Source organism: Marinobacter sediminum, from assembly GCF_016820575.1.
Taxonomy (GTDB): domain Bacteria; phylum Pseudomonadota; class Gammaproteobacteria; order Pseudomonadales; family Oleiphilaceae; genus Marinobacter; species Marinobacter sediminum.
The window spans coordinates 307314-327035 of the sequence record NZ_JAEMQH010000002.1; the positions used below are offsets into that span (position 1 = coordinate 307314).

The following is a 19722-nucleotide window of genomic DNA, read 5'->3' on the forward strand; positions in this document are numbered from 1 at the left end:
CAATGAGCATCGTAGCCATTATCCCCGCCCGTGGCGGCAGCAAGCGCATTCCCCGCAAAAATATCAAAGAGTTCTGTGGCAAACCGATGATTGCATGGTCAATCGAGGCTGCCCGCCAGAGTGGTTGTTTTGACCGTATCGTCGTGTCTACGGATGACGCAGAAATCGCTGAAGTTGCCAGGCAATTCGGCGCAGAAATCCCCTTCATGCGCCCATCCAGTTTATCGGATGATTACACCGGGACCATACCCGTTATCCGCCATGCTGTTGAATGGCTGAGTGATAATGGCAGTACGGTATTCGAGGCGTGCTGTCTCTATGCCACCGCTCCCTTTGTCTCTCCGGAGGATTTGAAGCGGGGCCAGCAAATGCTGCACAGCGAAGCCTGTAGCTATGCCTTCTCGGTAACCAGTTACGCCTTCCCGATTCAGCGGGCCATTCGCATCACAAGCGAGGGGCGAGTGGCGATGTTCAACCCCGAACATTTCCAGACTCGATCCCAGGATCTGGAAGAAGCCTGGCACGATGCCGGGCAATTCTACTGGGGAAGTGCCCAAGTATGGATGGAAGAGCGGCCTATCTTCTCTGAAGATACCCTGCCAGTAACGTTGCCAAGACACCGGGTTCAGGACATTGACACGCCCGAGGACTGGGTACGCGCAGAGTGGCTGTTCAGGGCCATGCAGGCGCAGGGTGCCGACTAATGCACATTGCTTTCCGAGCAGATGCTTCCATTGAAATTGGCACCGGTCACGTGATGCGGTGTCTGACGCTGGCCGATGCCCTGAGCACTCATGGCCACGTTTGCGTATTTATTTGCCGGGATCACCAAGGACATCTCGCGGAATTGATCGGAAGGCGTGGATTTGAGGTGCACCGTTTGACACAGGAGGTGCAGGGAGTTTGGAATGCCGACGACTCTCCACCGGCACATGCTGATTGGTTGGGAGTTCCGTGGCAGCTGGATGCCGAACAAACACTCAGAGCACTGGCCGGCAATAAAGTAGATTGGATGGTCGTTGATCATTACGCTTTGGATGCGCGTTGGGAGCGGAGTATTGCTAGCGTCGTTAGTCACATATTAGTGATTGACGATCTGGCCGATCGGGAACATCAGGCTGATATTCTTCTGGATCAGAATGCACTGGGGGAGCAGATCAAAGAGCGTTACCGGTACCTAGTAAACCGGCAATGCGGCCTGTACTTTGGTCCTCAATATGCACTTTTAGGCCAGGAATATCGCTTATTGGCGAGCGCTATGCCCGAGCGTGACGGGCACGTATTAAGAGTTCTGATTTTCGTTGGGGGAAGCGATCCTCACCATCTCACGGAACGATACCTTGACGCATTAGCCACTCCTTTGTTCAAACACTTGGCGGTTGATGTGGTCATTGGGAACAATCATCCGTCGCCCGAGAAGGTTTCGCAGATAGTTGATAGGAGAGACGGAGCAAGACTCTATTTGGGACTGCCCAGTCTCTCAGCCCTAATGGTTAGAGCAGATTTAATGTTGGGTGCCGGTGGAGCCACTAACTGGGAGCGCATGTGCCTGGGGTTGCCCGCAATTGTGGTGAGCGTGGCGCGAAACCAAGACAGCATTAACGAAGAGCTAGACGAACTGTCGCTCCTTCATTTTCTTGGAAGTGCTGAAAATGTCGCTGTGGAAAAAATCAGGACATGCCTGGCACCTGTGTTAAGAAATACACAGGTCAACTCTGCCCAATCCAGAGCAATGCGAGGGGTTGTTGACGGCAATGGAACGGCACGGTTAGTAAAAGCTATGGAGCAAATTTCCTATGCCACTCCGTAAGATTGAAGAAGCGGATCTGGACCTAATGCTGAGCTGGCGCAATCATCCATCAATCCGGCAGAGCATGTTCTCACAAGTAATTATTGAGCCGGAGCAGCACCGGGCATGGTTCCGGCGACAAGCTAAAAAGGAAGACTGCTTGTGGCTTATTTACGAAACGCACGAAAACCGTCCAGCTGGAATCGTATATTTCACGGATATGGATCGCGCCCCCAGGAACGCGTTCTGGGGATTTTATGCGGCTCCCGATGCACAGCCGGGCACTGGAACGAGAATGGGCCTAGAGGCCATTGATCTATATTTCAGTGAGTTAGGCTTCCACAAACTTAACGCAGAAGTGCTGGAAACGAACGAAAGAAGTCTTCGATTTCACCGAAAACTTGGGTTCAAAGTGGAAGGCGTCTTTCAGGATCAATATCTCGGTGAACAAGCTTTTCAGTCAGTAACTCGTTTTGGGCTGCTCGCTGCTGAATGGGACGAGCATCGTAAAGTATTGGCAGCAACCTTCCCGAACAGAAGCTCATAGGCAACACACTTGGACACGAACACATACATCTTTGCCACCTCAAAACCGTGGCATCAACCCCAAGCTACTGAATTGCTCCCCGGTGAGTATCGATACCTATGGGCTAAAGACCCTGTGGAACTTGGTGCAATTATCGATAAAGAGCCGGACATACGATACATATTCTTTCTGCACTGGAATTGGCTTGTACCGGAGCAAGTGTGGAAAAACCATGAATGTGTTTGTTTTCATATGACAGACGTGCCCTATGGCCGGGGGGGGAGCCCGCTCCAGAACCTAATCGTTCGGGGTCATACCTCTACGAAGTTGACCGCCCTGCGAATGGTCGAGGAAATGGATGCTGGGCCAGTTTATACCAAAAGGGATATGTCGCTCAGCGGAACGGCAGAAGAAATCTACAAAAGAGCTGGAGAGTTGAGCTTCGATGTTATTAAGTGGATGATTGACGCCCAGCCGCAGCCTACCCCACAGCAGGGGACTCCCACTATCTTCAAACGCAGAAAGCCTGCGCAAAGTGAACTGCCGATGGACGGCAGAGTTCACGAGCTATACGACCACATACGAATGCTTGACGCTCCAACGTACCCATCTGCTTTTATTGAGTATGGCGAATTTGTTATTGAATTTTCAGACGCCGAAGTAGATGGAGAAGCCTTGAAAGCATCTGTGCGAATTACAAAGAAACCGATTTAAGGAACCGTTATGAAAGATGTTGTTATTGATGGCGTGAAGATCGGGCCGGATCATCCTCCCTACGTTATTGCTGAGTTATCCGCAAACCACAATGGTTCTTTAGAACATGCCTTGGCTACTATAGATGAAGCCAAAAAACGTGGGGCATCTGCGATCAAGCTGCAAACATATACAGCGGATACCATGACCATAGACTCCGATCGCCCAGAGTTTTTGATCAAAGGCGGACCATGGGGTGGCTTTAAGCTATACGATCTCTACAAATGGGCGGAAACGCCGTTCGAATGGCACAAAGCCATGTTCGAGCACGCTCGTAAAATTGGTATTACCGTGTTCTCGACACCGTTTGATGAAACGGCTGTGGATCTGCTCGAGGAGCTTGATGCTCCCGCCTATAAAATTGCTTCTTTTGAAGTAACCGACCTCCCATTGATTGAATACGTAGCCAAAACTGGCAAGCCCATGATTATGTCGACAGGGATGGCTAGTGAAGAGGAAATCGAAGAAGCGGTTGCGACAGCCAGAAACGCAGGTTGTGAGCAGCTGGTTTTGCTTCACTGCATCAGTAGTTATCCTGCCCCCATGGAGCAGGCAAACATTGCACAGGTTAAAGAGCTTGGGAACCGCTTTCAGGCCATTCCTGGTCTTTCTGACCATACCTTGGGCACTACCGCATCTGTAGCAGCGGTTGCTCTCGGAGCTTGTCTGATCGAAAAGCATTTTATTCTTAACCGAGAGGACGGCGGCCCTGATAGCGGTTTCTCGATAGAACCAGAAGAACTTGAACGTTTATGCGTAGAAACGCGCGAAGCCAAACTCGCCATCGGCAATGTAGGCTATGTCCGCCAGAAAGCTGAGGAGCAAAACCGGATATTTCGTCGGTCCATATACTACATGCGCGACATGAAGGCTGGTGAGATTATACAAGAAAAGGATATTCGTAGAATTCGGCCGGGAATTGGTATCGAGCCCAAACACTCCGCCACGCTTATCGGGAAAACACTAAAGAGTGACGTTACACGCGGTACTCCAACAAGTTGGGAGCAGTTCGATGAGTAAAACCGTCCTTGTAGTTGCAGCCCACACCGATGACGAGGCTTTGGGTTGCGGAGGCAGCATTGCTCGGCACGTGGCCGAGGGAGATACCGTTTACGCCGTTTTTCTGGCGGATGGAGTAACATCACGTCTCGATGCAACGAATGAAGAGCTGGAACAGCGCAACTCAGCCGCGGAAAGCGCTCATGAGACCCTTGGAATCAAGAAGGCTTACATGCTCGGATTCCCAGACAACCGGATGGACAGCGTACCGTTGCTAGACATCGTTCAGAAGTTGGAAAGCGTCTTCAGTGAAATTCAGCCTCAGGTTGTCTATACACATCACGTCGGTGATCTAAATGTAGACCACCGCGTGACTCACCAAGCGGTGCTCACCGTTTGCAGACCAGTGCCGGGTGTATCGGTGAAAGAGATTTATGCCTTCGAAGTATTGTCGGCTACAGGCTGGAACACTCCTGCAGAAAGCCCTTTTGTTCCCAATGTATTTGTGGATATTTCAGAACATTTGGAAAAAAAAATGGAGGCTCTCGCCGCTTACGAGCTAGAGATGCGGAAGGCTCCTCATTCACGCTCCTTAATTAATGCAAAACGCCTTGCGGAGCTTCGGGGAAGCTCTATTGGTGTGGATGCGGCGGAAGCAATGATGGCTATAAGGGTCACTTTTTAAACTGTATCCAGAGATGGGCATAACCTGCGAGCCTTAAAGGATTCTTTGCATCAATCTGGCTCGACGACAGGCTCATTTTACCATGAACAGGGCAAGATCCATGCGCCAGTGACTATGGTTCAGAATACAATCGTCATAGAATAATACTTCATTTCGGGCTGTAGCTCTGAAAGTTGTAATATAGTTTGTTCTCGGAATCGGGGGCACCCGCTGTACTTTGCGGAACTAGCACAGATGAGTTGAACATTTTGGGTGGCAGTCTAGCGATTAATGCAATTCAAGTTATAGCGCTTTGTGACTTTTCAAAGTCTTCAATGGGTGCAATGCCCCAACAAAACATTCAATAAATTCGTCCCAGGCCCGGATGCCGAAGTTTCGTAAATTTTTTTGAGTACATTATCGATGTATGAGCCAAGAACTCAGTTTATGAAAATACGACAGCGTTTGTCAGATTGGTAAGCGTATCACCGTAATAAATAAATTAAGCTGTCTGCTCAATGTTTAGTTATGAGAGTTTTGCTTTTGGTTACTCTATGCTTCTGCGTTCATGATTTTCGGTTTGTAAGTGAGAAAATGAACCTTGCTGTTTGGGGAAGGCGTGTGAGGGTATTTAAAGCATGATTTGGTTCCTATTATTTTTTGGGTGATTTTTTTGCCTTTTATTTTTTAGTGTCAAAAAAATATATTTGTAGCTTTCCCGGTTAATTAAAATTGCTTGAGAGTTGTTGCCCAATATTAAATCGGCGACGGGCGTTTAAAATATATCTTGAATTGAGTGCGGCTAGGAGCTGTGTCAAAAATTGAAAATTAAATATTTTTTTGCTCTATTGTCTATCTCTGCGATGTTCTTGAATAGGTCCTTCTCAAAGATTTCACCTTACGGTGGGCCAGTAGAAGCGATGATATTCCTAGGCTTGTTTTTTCGGGCAAGACCTTTTCTAAGGATTTGCAAGGAATATCCAATATTTTTATTTATCTTTATTTACGCGATGTTGGTGCTGGTAAAAGACCTGCTTATTTATGGTGTCGAGTTTGAGTATTTTCGTCGTGCTGCTATGTTTTTTTATATTTTTATTCCGGTTTTTTTTGTCTTATACGCAAAAGAATTGTCTGTTCTTATAAGAAAAAATTTATTAACATTTTCGATCTGCTTCTTTTTTGTTATATTTTTTAATATCCCTGGTTTTCAGCCAACTATGGCAGCTGAGCTAGCCGGAGCGCTTTTTCTTGCTTCCATTTTGTATTCGAGAAGCGCCTTGGTTTCCTTTATATTTCTCGGGTGCTTCTTTTTTTCTGCGAGCGGGCTTTCAAGTGGACAGTCATTATTTCGGACGCCATTCGTGACGCTATTTGTGGGCTTGTTTTTTTTAATAACGTTCATAATTTCTGTGGGCTCCGTAAACAAGAAATTAATTCTAATATTTTCTTTTTGTGCAATTATTCTGGTATCTATGCTCTTTAGTCCTGTTGTAGGTGAAATGGTTGGAGGGGTCTTACTTGGGGTAAGCGGTTTGGTCGATTCTGCGGTTCTTTTCGACTTAGGGGTTGCACTTGGTGGGGATGTTTCGTCATCAAGAGGAAGCTCTGCGGGGACAACAGAAACACGAGCTTTCTTCTGGGGGGCTATTGTAGTACATCAGTTGTCCAACCCAATTAATTTTTTCTTCGGTAATGGTTTCTCCTCTGGATTTCTAAATGTTGTTCTCCCGGATTTTAGCTTTTCGAATAAAGACCTAATTGAGCCGCATAATTCCTTTATGGGTATCTTCTTTAAATTAGGCATTGTGGGCCTATTGCTTTTTTTGAAATTATTGAAAGACGTAGTAGGAATATGTTCTTCTTGGGTTGGATTTTGGAAGCTTGCGCCCTTCTTATCAATTGCTACACTCTTTGCTTCGTTTGAGGTCGCACTAGAAAATCCCCACGGTGCCTTAATTTTCTGGGGTATAATTTTCGTTCCGGTTGTATTTGAGTTGGCAAGTGCGGAAGATAAGAGGATCAAAGATGGAAAAATATAGTATTCAGAGTTGATTTATCTATGAAAATACTTCTTGGTCACAACTACTACCGTTCATCCTCGCCCTCAGGAGAGAACCTTGTTTATGAAATGGAAAGGGATTTGCTTTCGCGAAATGGACATACGGTATCGGAGTTTATTCGAAACAGCGATACACTATCGAAGGAAGGCATAGCTGGTGTAATTAAAGGTGCGGCTCAAACCCCTTGGAATACATTTGTCGCAAAGGATGTAAAAAAAAGGCTGGTTAGTGAAAGCACCGATGTTCTGCATGTGCACAATACTTTTCCGATGATATCTCCGTCTGTCTTTTGGGCGGCACGAGGTCTATCTGCAAGAGTGATTACTCTTCATAATTATCGTCTTTTCTGTGCCAATGCTATCCCTATGCGCGGTGGCAACGTTTGTACCGAATGCCTGGATAAACGTTCAGCGGCGCCGGCTATGAGACATGGATGTTACCGGAACAGTCGACTAGCCACTGCTCCCTTGGCGGCGAATGTGGCGTTGCATCGAAGAATGGGGACCTGGCAGAACCAGGTCGACGCATTCATCTGTCTTTCCAACTTTCAGAAGGAACTGATGATTGATGCAGGCTTGCCTAAACACAAGGTTCACGTTAAGCCTAATTTTTACCCTGGAATGCCTGAAGTTAAACCTTGGATGGCTCGCAGGCCAGCAGTAGTTTTTGCTGGTCGGCTTGGGGCGGAAAAAGGGGTTGTTACTCTGTTGAAGGCATGGCGAATGTGGGGTGTCAATGCGCCTGAGTTAAGGATCGTTGGTGATGGTCCGCTTCGCCGCGAACTAGAAGAAATGGCTGAGGGTTTGCCGGTCACTTTCCTGGGACAACTCCAAATGGAGGAGGCTCAACGTGAAATAGCCGAGAATATGCTGCAGATTCTCCCCTCAGAGTGGTTCGAGGGGTTTCCTATGGTGATTCGTGAAGCTTTCGCATTTGGCACGCCTGCGGCGGTATCAAACATTGGGCCTTTACCCTCGATTGTGACAAAGGGGTTGAATGGCGTTGTATTTGAAGCGTCAGATGCGGCCTCCTTATTGGCAGAGGTCAAAGGCGCGTGGGCAGCACCCGATCTTCTCCAGCGATTGGGAGTTGGGGCCAGAGCGGAATTTGAAACTAAGTATACTGAACAGGCCAATTATCAGCAGCTCCAAGATATTTATAAAGAGGCGAAAGATGTTGCAAAGTTTGAACTGTCCAAGCGATAAGTCGACTCCTACACGTATTTCAGTCTTGAAGGCTCCGATAGATGCTTTGACATGGGAAGAGGCACTTGGACGGATACGAATCTGGGCGCGAGAGGGAAGCAGCCGCTACGTGTGTATCTGCAATTCGCATTCCGTAGTTTCAGCCGTTCAAAATCCTGAATTTTATGAGGTAGTAAAGGGCGCTGATATGGCGACACCGGATGGCGCGCCAGTAGCCTGGTTGATGAGGAGGTTTGGCGCGGTAAGGCAGGAACGGATCAATGGCCCGGACCTGATGGAACGCTATTGTTCCGAGGCAGCTATGCGGGGTGAGTCTATTTATCTATATGGTGGTTCTGAAACGACATTGGCTCTTCTTCAAAAAAAGCTTACTCAGAGATTCCCTGGGCTCAAAATAGCTGGGGCATACTCGCCACCCTACCGAGAGTTAACTCCGGAGGAGCGAGAGGTGGCGATTAACTCGATTAATGCTTCCGGTGCCAGGACTGTTTGGGTGAGCCTCGGTTGTCCTAAGCAAGAGGCGTGGATGGCCGCTCATCGTGGCTACCTTAACGCGGTAATGATTGGCGTGGGCGCGGCTTTTGATTATCACGCTGGCACCGTGCGTCGTGCGCCTCTCTGGATGCAACGCAATGGTTTGGAGTGGCTGTTTCGTTTGCTTAGTGAACCGAGAAGACTCTGGAAACGGTATCTGGTGACCAATACATTATTTATTTGGTTTGCGACCCGTCAATTATTAAAAGCTAGATAAGTTCGAAAATGAGCGGGAGTAGGGGATTATTAGCTTTTGGTCGGCGTAAATACCGTCAGAGCTATTGTTGTTCCATATAACGGAAAGGAATTTGATGTGGTAGTACCTGTAATAATGGCGGGTGGAGCTGGATCTCGTCTTTGGCCTCTTTCTCGCCAGCTAAATCCGAAGCAGTTTCTCGCTTTGACGGATGATCATTTAACTATGTTGCAGCAAACGGTCAGCCGCCTGAACGGCTTGAATGCTGATGCGCCGGTAGTCATTTGCAATGAAGAACATCGGTTTCTGGCTGCCGAGCAGTTGCGGTTAGCGGGTGAGGAGGGCGCCCGGATTATTCTTGAACCGATGGGTCGCAACACAGCGCCCGCAATTGCTCTTGCTGCGTTGCAGGCTGTTGCTGTAGGCGAGGACGGTATGCTCCTCGTTCTCGCTGCGGACCACCTGATTGGCGATGCGACGGCATTCCGCGACACAGTTTCTCAGGCGTTGCCTCTTGCGGAGGCTGGCAAGTTGGTCACTTTTGGGATTGTTCCTGAAAAAGCCGAGACTGGTTACGGTTACATTCAAAAAGGAAAGTTGCTGGATAACGGCGGTTTTGTTGTTGAGCGCTTCGTAGAAAAGCCAGATCAAGCCACGGCTCAAGGCTACTTTGAATCCGGTGATTATCTCTGGAACAGCGGTATGTTTCTTTTTAAAGCCAGCCGTTACCTGGAAGAGCTGGAGCGTTTCCGCCCCGATATCCTCGAGGCCTGTCGGGCTTCGCTCGAAAGTTCTTCGCAGGACCTTCACTTTACCCGGCTTAACCATGAAGCGTTTGCAGATTGCCCTGCGGAGTCTGTTGATTACGCAGTGATGGAAAACACATCTTCCGCGGCAGTTGTGCCAATGGATGCCGGTTGGAGCGATATTGGTTCTTGGTCTGTATTGTGGGAGGTTTCGAGCAAAGATGATTGGGGTAATGCGGTTGCCGGTGATGTCATTCAGCAAATTAGTTCTGGGTGCTTGGTGCGGGCAGATCATCGCCTGGTAGCGACAGTTGGTGTAGAAGATTTAGTTATCGTTGAAACCAAAGATGCCGTTCTAGTTGCCCACAAAGATCGGGTTCAGGATGTTAAGAAAGTGGTCAGTCAGATAGAGGCTGATGGTCGCCATGAACATCTAAATCATCGGGAAGTTTATCGGCCTTGGGGCGTTTATGATTCCATTGATAATGGTCACCGCTACCAGGTAAAGCGCATTACTGTGAAGTCGGGGGCAAAACTATCGGTTCAGATGCATCACCACAGGGCTGAGCATTGGATTGTTGTGAGCGGCACTGCGAGGGTGACGAACGGAGAGAAAACCTATTTGGTAACCGAGAATCAGTCTACCTACATTCCTGTCGGGCAGGTTCATGCCCTTGAGAATCCGGGGATGGTGGATCTTGAGTTAATTGAGGTGCAGTCCGGCTCGTATCTTGGTGAGGACGATATTGTTCGGTTTGAGGATAAGTATGGGCGTGCCTAGCGTAGTTGGAGTCTCTTGGGTTACTTGATCGCTACTGAAAAAATAGATGTGTTGGCGTAAACTCTCGCCGATGTTTGATCAAGCAGGCTTTCACTAGAAGCGTAGGCGCGCTTCTATTTAAGACACAGATGGTTTTAGGATTAACAGATGAAAAAGGCTTTGATTACCGGTATCACCGGCCAAGATGGCTCCTACCTTGCGGAATTTCTGCTAAAGAAGGGCTATGAGGTGCATGGTATCAAGCGCAGGGCTTCTCTATTCAACACTCAGCGGGTAGACCATATTTATCAGGATCCTCACGCCGATAATCAACGCTTTGTCTTGCATTATGGCGACCTGACGGATTCGTCGAACCTCACGCGTATTTTGCAGGAAGTGCAGCCAGACGAGGTGTATAACCTAGGAGCGCAGTCACATGTGGCGGTAAGCTTCGAATCCCCCGAGTACACGGCTGATGTCGATGCCATGGGCACCTTGCGGCTGCTCGAGGCCATCCGTTTGTTGGGGCTGGAGAAGAAAACCCGCTTCTACCAGGCTTCTACCTCTGAGCTTTATGGCCTGGTACAGGAAATTCCTCAGAAAGAAACTACCCCATTCTACCCCCGCTCTCCTTATGCGGTTGCCAAACTTTATGCCTATTGGATGACCGTGAACTACCGGGAAGCATACGGGATGTACGCCTGCAATGGAATATTGTTCAATCACGAGTCGCCGCGCCGGGGCGAAACATTTGTGACTCGGAAGATTACCCGTGGTTTGGCCAACATTGCCCAAGGGCTTGAAAGCTGCCTTTATATGGGGAACCTAGACGCGCTCCGGGATTGGGGCCACGCGAAGGATTACGTTCGCATGCAGTGGATGATGCTGCAGCAGGAGCAACCCGAGGATTTTGTTATCGCTACCGGCGTGCAGTACGCGGTGCGTGAGTTTATTCAGTGGTCTGCGGCTGAGTTGGGCATTGAACTGCGCTTTGAGGGTAAAGGCGTGGAGGAGACGGCCGTAGTTGTGTCGGTGTCTGGTGACGCGGCACCGGCAGTGAAGCGGGGCGATGTGATTGTGAGGGTAGATCCTCGCTATTTCCGGCCCGCAGAAGTGGAGACCTTGCTGGGGGACCCAACCAAGGCAAAGGAAAAGCTGGGTTGGGTGCCGGAAATTACAGTACAGGAGATGTGCGCCGAGATGGTTCGGGAGGATCTTCAGGCAGCCAAGCGCCATGCGTTGCTCAAGGCCCATGGCCATGATGTGACGGTATCGGTGGAGAATTAATATGTCTGACGTTCGTAATGAAAAGGTCTTTGTGGCCGGGCATCGAGGTATGGTGGGATCGGCCATTGTCCGTCAACTCGAGGGCTTGGGGTACACCAATATCCTGACGGCCGGCCGTGACCAACTGAATCTATTGGATCAGGCTGCCGTGCAAGCCTGGCTTGCCGAGCATCAGCCTGAGCAGGTTTACATCGCTGCTGCGAAGGTGGGCGGCATACACGCGAACAATACCTACCCGGCGGAATTCATCTACGAGAACTTGATGATCGAAGCCAACCTGATTCACGGAGCTCATCAGGCCGGCGTGCAGAAGGTTTTGTTTTTAGGTTCGTCCTGCATTTATCCGAAATTTGCTGAACAACCGATGCGGGAGGATTCTTTGCTGACGGGCATTCTCGAGCCCACTAACGAGCCGTATGCGATTGCCAAGATTGCGGGCATCAAGTTGTGCGAAAGTTACAATCGCCAGTACGGTAGGGACTACCGGAGCGTAATGCCCACCAATCTATATGGACCCAACGATAACTTCCATCCTGAGAATAGTCACGTGATACCTGCGCTGTTGCGGCGGTTTCATGAGGCGGTCAAGGCGGGTGATGAGGTAGTTGTTATCTGGGGCAGTGGCAAACCGATGCGTGAATTCTTGCATGTGGACGACATGGCCGCGGCCAGTGTTTATGTGATGGAGCTTGCCGAGGAAGCTTATCAGGCCAACACGCAAACGATGCTCTCGCACATCAATGTGGGTACAGGTGTGGATTGTACTATTCGTGAGCTGGCTGAAACGATTGCGAAGGTGACGGGATTCGAGGGCCGGCTTGAGTTCGACAGCACTAAGCCAGATGGAACTCCCCGGAAGCTCATGGATGTTTCAAGGTTGAAGACACTAGGCTGGGAGGCTTCGATTGGTTTGGAAGATGGGTTAGCGCAAGCCTATCAGTGGTTCTTGAAGAATTCCTACGCGGTTCGGTCTTAATGCATTTCCTATGTTCCAGAAAGTGGTTTTAATGAAAGTCCTTGTGTTATCAAATGGTGCGCCTAATTATCATAATTTCTTTAATGCGATCGCTCGCCGCTTAATTGAGAAGGGCGTGGAAGTTGGGTACGCTGTCGACTGTCCCTTTTCCCTGTCCGAAAACAAAGTTGAAGAGCTTGGTGTAAATTACGAGGTTTTTTCAGAGTTTTTTGCTCAGCATGAATTGGACGAAAAGCTGCTGTCGGCTTATTCTCACCATAACCTGAACTTGGCGCTTTTTTCGGATTTCGACCGGTCTGAAGAGTATGGAATTTGGGGTGAAAAATCTAATGAGTTTTTTGATCGTCTAAAGAGTGCCCTTCTGTCCTTTTTTTCTCAATTGATAGACCGCCACGGATACAGCACAGTCCTTTATGAGAATGTCTCTAACGCTTTTGCTCATTTTTGCTGGATTGTCTGCCAGGAAAAAAATGTGGATTACATTGGGTTTACTGGGAATCGTCTACCAGGCCGATTTTGGTTTACCAGCAATCCGGTAGAGGAGCATGTTTCAGTCGAGAAAACCCGACAGGCGTTGGAGAATAGAACCCTGGATGTTCCCGATTCAGTTTGGGAATGGTGTCGTGAATATATTGATAATATTGAAACCACATCCCCAGATTACATGGCGTTCAATAAGTTAGATAATGTAAAAATTTTCGATCGTTATTTTCGGTTTTCAAAACTTCAGAAGGTAATCCGAGCGGTCAAGTTTATTGGCGACGATCACTACCACAGCTTTCAGCGAGGGAATCCGCTGTTTTATTCTTTGGGAATGTTTCTTCGGAGTTTAAAAAGGCGACTTAGGTTACCCTTCATAAAGAAGTATTACACTGAGCCCGGTCACGATGACTTTTTTCTTTATCCCTTGCACTTCCATCCTGAGTCATCAACATCAATTCTTTCTTCAAGTTATATAAACGAATATGAAACGATAAAAAATATTGCCTTTAATCTCCCCGACGGGGTCCGTCTCTACGTCAAAGACCACATGAGTGCCTGGGGGTACCCGCGGCTTAGTTTCTATAAAAAGGTAGCATCGCTTCCAAATGTTAAGCTGCTGGCGCCTTATGAGGCGACAAAGGAACTTATAAGAAAATCGAAGGGTGTTGTAACGCTTACAAGCACGGTAGGTTATGAAGCGCTCCTCTTAAAAAAACCCGTTCTTCTGTTTGGCGAGGTGTTCTATCAGAACCACCCAATGGTCATTAAAGTAGGCCGTTTGTCAGATCTTTTCGATAATTTGACCAGATTATTGAGGACCTCAGAAGAAACTTTTGTTGACATTGAGGGGCAAAACTTACGATTTGTTGCAGCATATTACCTGAATACACTGCCTGGTCGGCTGAACCTTATGTTAGATCCGACTGGCGCAGAGGCGCTTATAGATGAGCTTTTTCCACTGCTGTGGAGAAGGCTTTCAGGCGAAACAAACCAATTGACTACTTGAACTGAGTGGAGATCATGGGAAATACCTCGAGCCAGGCGCTAGAGCGCTCCGATATTAGCCTTGTAGAGCTGGCGGTAATCGTCGTGCGTTGGAAGGTGTTGTTTTTTTCTGTGTTCGTTTCGATTTTATGTGCTGCAGGGGTGTACGCGTTTCTCTCTCCGGCCAAGCAAGAGTTTGTGGGTGTGTATCAGCTGGCGAAAGTCGGAGACGGGGAGTTTCTTTCAGATCCCGAGGGGGTTGTGTCCACTATAAACTCGGTGTGGATTCCAGAATTGGTGTCCGAAAATGAGAAGAATGGGCAACCCGCCTTGGATCTTCTGGCGACCCACCCTGAAGCTACTGGATTGGTTCAGCTGGCAACTGTAGCGAGGGTGATTGACAAAGATTTCGCTGTGACCGTAAACCAGAAAATACTTGCTCGGTTGCATGGCTGGCAATCAAAAGTGTTCAAAGATCGATCCGCCCAACTTGAACGAAGGATAAAGCGTATTGCTGGCGTAATCGATCAGTTACAAGGGAGTGCAGCTTCAGGCGAAGCACTGGCAGCTCTTCTGGAGAACAAAATAGAGTTTGAGTATAAGCTTGATCAGATGCAGAGAGGGGAAATCCTTTCGGAGGCAAGTCTAGGTAAAAATCAAAGTTCCACTCCGACACAGATAATTTTGCTTGTTGGGCTGCTTTTGGCCTTCGTTCTTGGTGTAATGTTGGTATTTATTTCAGAATTTATTTTCGTGGTTCGGAAGCGAGTCAAGTGTGTCGAATAATGAAGTTTTTTATTCTTCACTAACTTTGGACGCATTAAATGCCTGAGCTGACTGCCTCTTTCTTTTTGGTGTTCATTGCGACAGCGGCTGTGCTATGTGTGTCTTTGCGAGGCTCCAGAGTTAGTCTTCCGGGCATATCTTTATTTATTTTTTCCGCTTTGTTTTATTTTTTGGCACCTATTATACAGCTGGAAGACTCAATGGATTACTTGGTAAATACATCGAGTTTTTCGTTGTCTGGCGCTGTATATGTCAATGTAATTATATTTGTTTTCTTAATTTCTTATTCTATATCTTACCTTTGGCTTACGTCTGGTCGAGCCTTCATTCCTTACGCACACATCGCGGAGCGGAATGCTCGCGAGGGTGTGAGGGTATCGTTTTTAAAAAACACCCTCGTTTTCTCCCTATTGTTTGTATCTGCGTTGTTTGCGCTTAGTGGCATTCAAAGCTCGATAATTTCCCTGTTTGTATTCAAATTCCTAGCGCTGATGGCATTTTTTGGTGCATCCGTATATTTTTTAGGTGTTCGTGGGAATATGGCCCAAAAGCAGATCCTTTTGATGTTGTTCGTTGGGTTTCTCGTTTTTGTTGTTTTTTTTAAGAATCCCGGCTTCGAGCGAAGGAATGCTTTGGGGCCGGTGTACTTGACAATGGTCTGTTTGGCATTACCGCTGCTTTTGCGGGGACGTATTTTTCTTTTGTTTGGTATGCTGGTTATGTTGATTGCCTTTCCCGCAGCCTCTTTGCTTACGCATCAATATGGCGTGCTCGGAGGTGGGGGTATATCTGTAGAGCAGATTCTGGGACAGATCGGTGGTCATTATAATGATCTACATTATGATGCATGGTCAAATGGCGTGACGATGCAGGAAATGATCGCGGAGCGAGGCCATACGATGGGTCAGCAACTCTTGGGAGCATTGTTGTTCTTTGTTCCGAGAAGTTTTTGGCCTGATAAACCTGTATCTTCTGGAGAAATGATTGGCCAGTACCTTATGGAAAATGCATCGTTATGGTTTTCTAATGTTTCTTTCTCCCTTCCTTTTGAGTTTTATCTTGATTTCGGCATTTTGGGAGTATTCATCGCAGCTTCGTCCTTAGCCTTTTTTGTCGTATTTCTAGAGAAGAGGGCGGGGTTTTGCGTTGTTTGGAATACTTTAATGATTTATTTTTCATTCTATATGTATTTTCTCTTGCGCGGGCCATTTTTACCGGCATTTGCCTATCTGGTCCCCGTGATTTTTGCTTGTTGGATTTCCGGGAAAATCTTCACTTATAGAGTAAAAAGATGCGCGTAAATTATTTTGCATTTTCATTCTTAAGAGGTGGTGCTGCGATTGCCGCCGAGAAGTTTTATTATTTAGGGTCTCGAAACTTCTCAGTTCGCTCTTTCTGTGTAGAAGAATTATCGGGCGATGATCGCCGAGAGGCGCCAGCGCCAATGGCATTCCGCTATCATTACTTTTTAAGATTGTTGGAGTATTGCCTTCTGATCTTTGTACGGAAAGATGTCGATGTTAAGCATTCGATTAATCTATTCTCATGCAGGCTGGTTCGCGATGCCCTTCAGTCGTGCTTTGGATCTGATGAAATCGTTCATCTCCACTGGATCAATAACGACACTCTCTCTCTGTGGGATCTCGCCAAGGTGCCACCGTACTCAATAATAACCCTTCATGATGAATGGTTAATTGCCGGGGCTGAGCATTACCAAAATCCTTTTGGACCTCAGGGTGCGCTCGATGGTTACTCCTCCGGAAAGCTATCGCTTTGCAAATTGGTTAACAAGTATTGTTGGTTTTTAAAGTATAAGCTGCTCTCTCAGCGAAAGGATTTGATAGTTACTGCACCTTCTAATTGGCTATGTGAGAGAGCAGCGCAAAGTCCTGTGTTAGCAGGTAATCAAATTGAGTTGTTGCCTAACCCTATCGATACAGGGGTTTTTGCACCGCTGCTGGAGACAGAAAAGCAGCGCATCCGCAATGAACTGGGTATCGGAGCTGAAGACTTCGTTTTGGTTTTTGGTGGCGTAGCTCTTGAAAAGAATAGGCTTAAAGGTGGTGCTGAGCTTGAAAAAGCGCTTGTTGCGCTTGCTAAGAGGCTTCCAAAAGATGTGACGGATCGCATCACTTTGTTAGTGTTCGGTGGGGATGTGACTTCTAAAGTGTGTATGGCTGGTTTCCGTACAGTTCATTGCGGCCGAGTATCATCGTCTGGCGGAATGCAGAGGACCTATGGAGTAGGTGATTTTACTGTGGTTCCTTCGCAGGTCGAAGCATTTGGCCAGGTAGCGGCGGAGAGTTTAAGTTGCGGTGTCCCGGTTATTTGCTTCGACACATCTGGACTGCGGGATGTAGTGCAGCATGGAGTGTCTGGGTTTGTCGCCGATTTTTTGTCAGTGGATAGTTTGGCAGTTCAGATCGAGAGGGCCGTGCGTCTCGGAGAGGCGGATCGATCAAGGATGGGCCGGGCCGGGCGTGCTAGCATTGAGAAAAACTTCTCTTTTGAGAAAGTAGAAGAGGCTTATCTGGACTTATTGAACCGAGTACACTCCCGGAAAACTGAGCAACTTCAGCGGAATAAACAAGGATAAGGTGCATCTAAGTTGAAGGTTTCGATCATTACAGTTTGTTTTAACAGTGCATCAACGATTAGCGATACTCTTGATTCGGTTCAATCTCAGTCGTACGGCGATATTGAGCACGTAATCGTTGATGGTGGCTCGTCCGATGGTACCGTGGAGTTGCTTGAGAGCAGGCGGGCTAATTTGGGGGCGCTGATATCGGAGCCTGATGAAGGCCTCTACGATGCAATGAATAAGGGTGTCCTAGCCGCGACCGGCGATATCATTGGTGTGTTGAATTCTGACGATATTTTCGAATCGGATGATGTGGTTGCGACGGTTGTAGATACCTTTCGGGAATCTCCGGACTGTGACCTGGTCTTCGGTGATGTCGTTTTTGCTGAAGCCGATGATTTGTCTAAGGTAATACGTTACTACGGAGCGAAACATTTTAGGCCTTGGAAGTTGCGCTTTGGTTGGATGCCTCCTCATCCCGCTACTTTTGTTCGGCGTCAGGCCTATGATTTGGCTGGACCTTATCGAGTCGACATGAAAATTTCTGCCGACTATGAAATGTTTGTCCGTTGGTTGCTGAAAGCGCGGCTTAGATGGAAGTATCTCAGCAAAGTTTTAGTACGAATGCGTTCAGGGGGCATCAGTACCTCCGGGCTCCGTAGCAGTATCACATTGAATCGGGAAATTGTGCTTGCTTGTAGAGAAAATGGGATATACACCAACTTGCTTATGGTCCTTAGCAAAATTCCCTTTAAATTGGCGGAACTTGTAAGGCGACCTGGGTGAGTGACAGCTTGAGAGTTTTGGTAACTGGCGCAAAAGGATTTGTGGGTCGGGCGGTTCTAAAAGCGTTGCTGGATCATCGTGATCGCTCTCTTGACGTGGTTGCTGCGGTCCGCTCAGAGGACCGTTCGCGAAATCAATTGCCCTGTCGCTATCAGCGAAATCTCGAACTCAACTCAGACGTTGGATGGGATGAGGCCCTGATAGGTGTTGACGTGGTCATACATTGTGCTGCTCGGGTTCATGTGATGGCCGAGAAGGCAGCTGATCCGTTAGCGGAATTTCGTCGCGTGAATGTGGAAGGCACGCTTCGACTCGCAAGATTGGCACATGCGTCGGGCGTTCGCCGTTTCGTATACCTGAGTAGCGTAAAGGTGCATGGAGAGAGTACAACTGATAGGAGCCCTTTTAGGGGGGCAGAAATGTTGGCGCCTTCAGATCCATACGCAGTTTCTAAGGCTGAAGCGGAGCAAAAATTATCGGCCTTTTGCCGCGCAAAGGGTATGGAGCTTGTAATCGTTCGCCCACCATTAGTTTACGGGCCAGGCGTTAAGGGCAACTTTTTGAGTTTAATGAAGTTGGCTAGTTCTTCTCTTCCGCTTCCGTTCGGGGCGGTGAAGAACCAGAGAAGCATGGTTTATGTTGATAATCTGGCTCATTTCCTCGTGTGTTGTGCCACCTCGTCTTTGGCGGCTGGAAAAGCCTTTTTGGTTAGTGATGGTGAAGATCTTTCCCTTGCTGGATTGTTGGCGGCGCTGCGGCGCTCATTAGGAAAGGGGCCACTGTTGGTGCCGATACCGATTGCTCTGTTTCGTTTTGCTGGCTGGCTGATTAGAAAACAATCCGTAGTCGAGCGCTTGGTAGGTTCTTTACAGGTCGATTGTGGGGAGGCGGTCGATGCCCTGAATTGGGCGCCTCCATACTCGGTCGAGCAAGCGCTCCAAAAAACCGTTGATTATTACCGTGCACGTTGAAGCTGTTGGAGTAGGCTTGTGTTAAGAGTTATGGATATTTTGTTTTCAGCATTGGGCTTGATCGTTGGTTTTCCGATATTAGTAGCCATTTTTGTTATGGGGTTGTTCGATACTGGTTCGCCCTTGTTCATGCAGGAGCGAGTAGGACGATACAAAAAACCGTTTACTCTTGTAAAGTTTCGGACCATGTCTAGAGAGACGAAATCGGTCGCTAGTCACCTTGCGAACGTCTCCTCTATTACTCAGTTAGGGCATTTTCTCAGAAGGACAAAGCTGGATGAGTTGCCTCAGCTTTGGAACGTATTGAAAGGCGAAATGAGTCTGGTGGGGGCTCGGCCATGCCTATACAGCCAAGAGGCGTTGATACGAGAGCGCGAAGCCCGTCGAGTGTTGGATCATAGGCCGGGTATCACTGGATTGGCCCAGGTAAATGGTATTGATATGTCCACCCCCGAATTGTTGGCTGAGACTGATCAGAAAATGCTCAGCTCTCTTGGGGTAAAAGACTACTTTTCTTACATAATCCAGACTGTTTCGGGCAAAGGCGCGGGAGATCGTGTGCGGAAATAAAGACTCAACGTACACGAGACGAATTGTAGAGCATTAACAAGCCTTTTATGGGGCGGATCTCAACCG

General features: G+C 48.0%; 19 protein-coding genes. All 19 read left to right on the plus strand.

What is annotated here, in order from left to right; genetic code table 11:
* Nucleotides 1-2: 2 nt before the first annotated feature.
* The 19 genes from pseF to FGO67_RS08320 all read left to right on the plus strand — a co-directional run bounded on the left by pseF (nt 3) and on the right by FGO67_RS08320 (nt 19656).
* On the plus strand, nt 3-704 hold the full coding sequence (pseF, locus tag FGO67_RS08230) for a pseudaminic acid cytidylyltransferase (protein WP_203300257.1): 702 nt from the start codon (nt 3-5) through the stop codon (nt 702-704).
* On the plus strand, nt 704-1810 hold the full coding sequence (gene pseG / locus FGO67_RS08235) for a UDP-2,4-diacetamido-2,4,6-trideoxy-beta-L-altropyranose hydrolase (RefSeq protein WP_203300258.1): 1107 nt from the start codon (nt 704-706) through the stop codon (nt 1808-1810). The genes pseF and pseG overlap by 1 nt, the downstream gene beginning before the upstream one ends.
* Nucleotides 1797-2336, plus strand: coding sequence for a UDP-4-amino-4,6-dideoxy-N-acetyl-beta-L-altrosamine N-acetyltransferase (gene pseH / locus FGO67_RS08240; RefSeq protein ID WP_203300259.1), 540 nt, complete (start codon nt 1797-1799; stop codon nt 2334-2336). The genes pseG and pseH overlap by 14 nt, the downstream gene beginning before the upstream one ends.
* A 9-nt stretch (nt 2337-2345) precedes the next feature.
* Nucleotides 2346-3029 (plus strand): formyl transferase, encoded by a 684-nt coding sequence (locus FGO67_RS08245; protein WP_203300260.1) that lies wholly within the window; start codon nt 2346-2348, stop codon nt 3027-3029.
* A gap of 9 nt (nt 3030-3038) precedes the next feature.
* Nucleotides 3039-4088 carry a pseudaminic acid synthase gene (gene pseI / locus FGO67_RS08250; protein WP_203300261.1) on the plus strand — a complete coding sequence of 350 codons (1050 nt, stop codon included), beginning with the start codon at nt 3039-3041 and terminating at the stop codon, nt 4086-4088.
* Nucleotides 4081-4752, plus strand: coding sequence for a PIG-L deacetylase family protein (locus tag FGO67_RS08255; RefSeq protein ID WP_203300262.1), 672 nt, complete (start codon nt 4081-4083; stop codon nt 4750-4752). Before pseI ends, FGO67_RS08255 begins: the two co-directional genes overlap by 8 nt.
* 800 nt (nt 4753-5552) lie before the next feature.
* The gene (locus FGO67_RS08260; RefSeq protein WP_203300263.1) at nt 5553-6770 is read left to right on the plus strand and encodes a hypothetical protein; all 1218 of its coding nucleotides are present in this window, start codon (nt 5553-5555) and stop codon (nt 6768-6770) included.
* 20 nt (nt 6771-6790) lie between these two features.
* Entirely contained in the window at nt 6791-7996 is a 1206-nt protein-coding gene (locus FGO67_RS08265) for a glycosyltransferase family 4 protein (protein ID WP_203300264.1), read from the plus strand.
* Nucleotides 7965-8747 (plus strand): WecB/TagA/CpsF family glycosyltransferase, encoded by a 783-nt coding sequence (locus tag FGO67_RS08270; RefSeq protein ID WP_275297931.1) that lies wholly within the window; start codon nt 7965-7967, stop codon nt 8745-8747. The genes FGO67_RS08265 and FGO67_RS08270 overlap by 32 nt, the downstream gene beginning before the upstream one ends.
* A 96-nt stretch (nt 8748-8843) precedes the next feature.
* Nucleotides 8844-10253, plus strand: coding sequence for a mannose-1-phosphate guanylyltransferase/mannose-6-phosphate isomerase (locus FGO67_RS08275; RefSeq protein ID WP_338039544.1), 1410 nt, complete (start codon nt 8844-8846; stop codon nt 10251-10253).
* Between the two features lie 147 nt (nt 10254-10400).
* A complete protein-coding gene (gmd, locus tag FGO67_RS08280) occupies nt 10401-11519 on the plus strand; it encodes a GDP-mannose 4,6-dehydratase (RefSeq protein ID WP_203300266.1) in 1119 nt (372 codons plus the stop codon).
* A 1-nt stretch (nt 11520) separates the two neighbouring features.
* Complete coding sequence (fcl, locus tag FGO67_RS08285) at nt 11521-12495, plus strand: GDP-L-fucose synthase (protein ID WP_203300267.1); 975 nt, start codon at nt 11521-11523, stop codon at nt 12493-12495.
* A 31-nt stretch (nt 12496-12526) separates the two neighbouring features.
* Nucleotides 12527-13984: a capsular polysaccharide export protein, LipB/KpsS family gene (locus tag FGO67_RS08290; RefSeq protein ID WP_203300268.1), complete on the plus strand. Its 1458-nt coding sequence runs from the start codon at nt 12527-12529 to the stop codon at nt 13982-13984.
* 14 nt (nt 13985-13998) lie between these two features.
* On the plus strand, nt 13999-14748 hold the full coding sequence (locus FGO67_RS08295) for a hypothetical protein (RefSeq protein ID WP_203300269.1): 750 nt from the start codon (nt 13999-14001) through the stop codon (nt 14746-14748).
* Between the two features lie 38 nt (nt 14749-14786).
* Entirely contained in the window at nt 14787-16049 is a 1263-nt protein-coding gene (locus FGO67_RS08300; protein ID WP_203300270.1) for a hypothetical protein, read from the plus strand.
* Nucleotides 16040-17344, plus strand: coding sequence for a glycosyltransferase (locus FGO67_RS08305; RefSeq protein WP_203300271.1), 1305 nt, complete (start codon nt 16040-16042; stop codon nt 17342-17344). The genes FGO67_RS08300 and FGO67_RS08305 overlap by 10 nt, the downstream gene beginning before the upstream one ends.
* 12 nt (nt 17345-17356) lie before the next feature.
* Nucleotides 17357-18115 carry a glycosyltransferase family 2 protein gene (locus FGO67_RS08310; protein WP_203300272.1) on the plus strand — a complete coding sequence of 253 codons (759 nt, stop codon included), beginning with the start codon at nt 17357-17359 and terminating at the stop codon, nt 18113-18115.
* Entirely contained in the window at nt 18112-19086 is a 975-nt protein-coding gene (locus FGO67_RS08315; protein WP_338039545.1) for an NAD-dependent epimerase/dehydratase family protein, read from the plus strand. Before FGO67_RS08310 ends, FGO67_RS08315 begins: the two co-directional genes overlap by 4 nt.
* A 30-nt stretch (nt 19087-19116) precedes the next feature.
* Nucleotides 19117-19656 (plus strand): sugar transferase, encoded by a 540-nt coding sequence (locus FGO67_RS08320; protein ID WP_238942309.1) that lies wholly within the window; start codon nt 19117-19119, stop codon nt 19654-19656.
* The last annotated feature ends 66 nt before the right edge of the window (nt 19657-19722 follow it).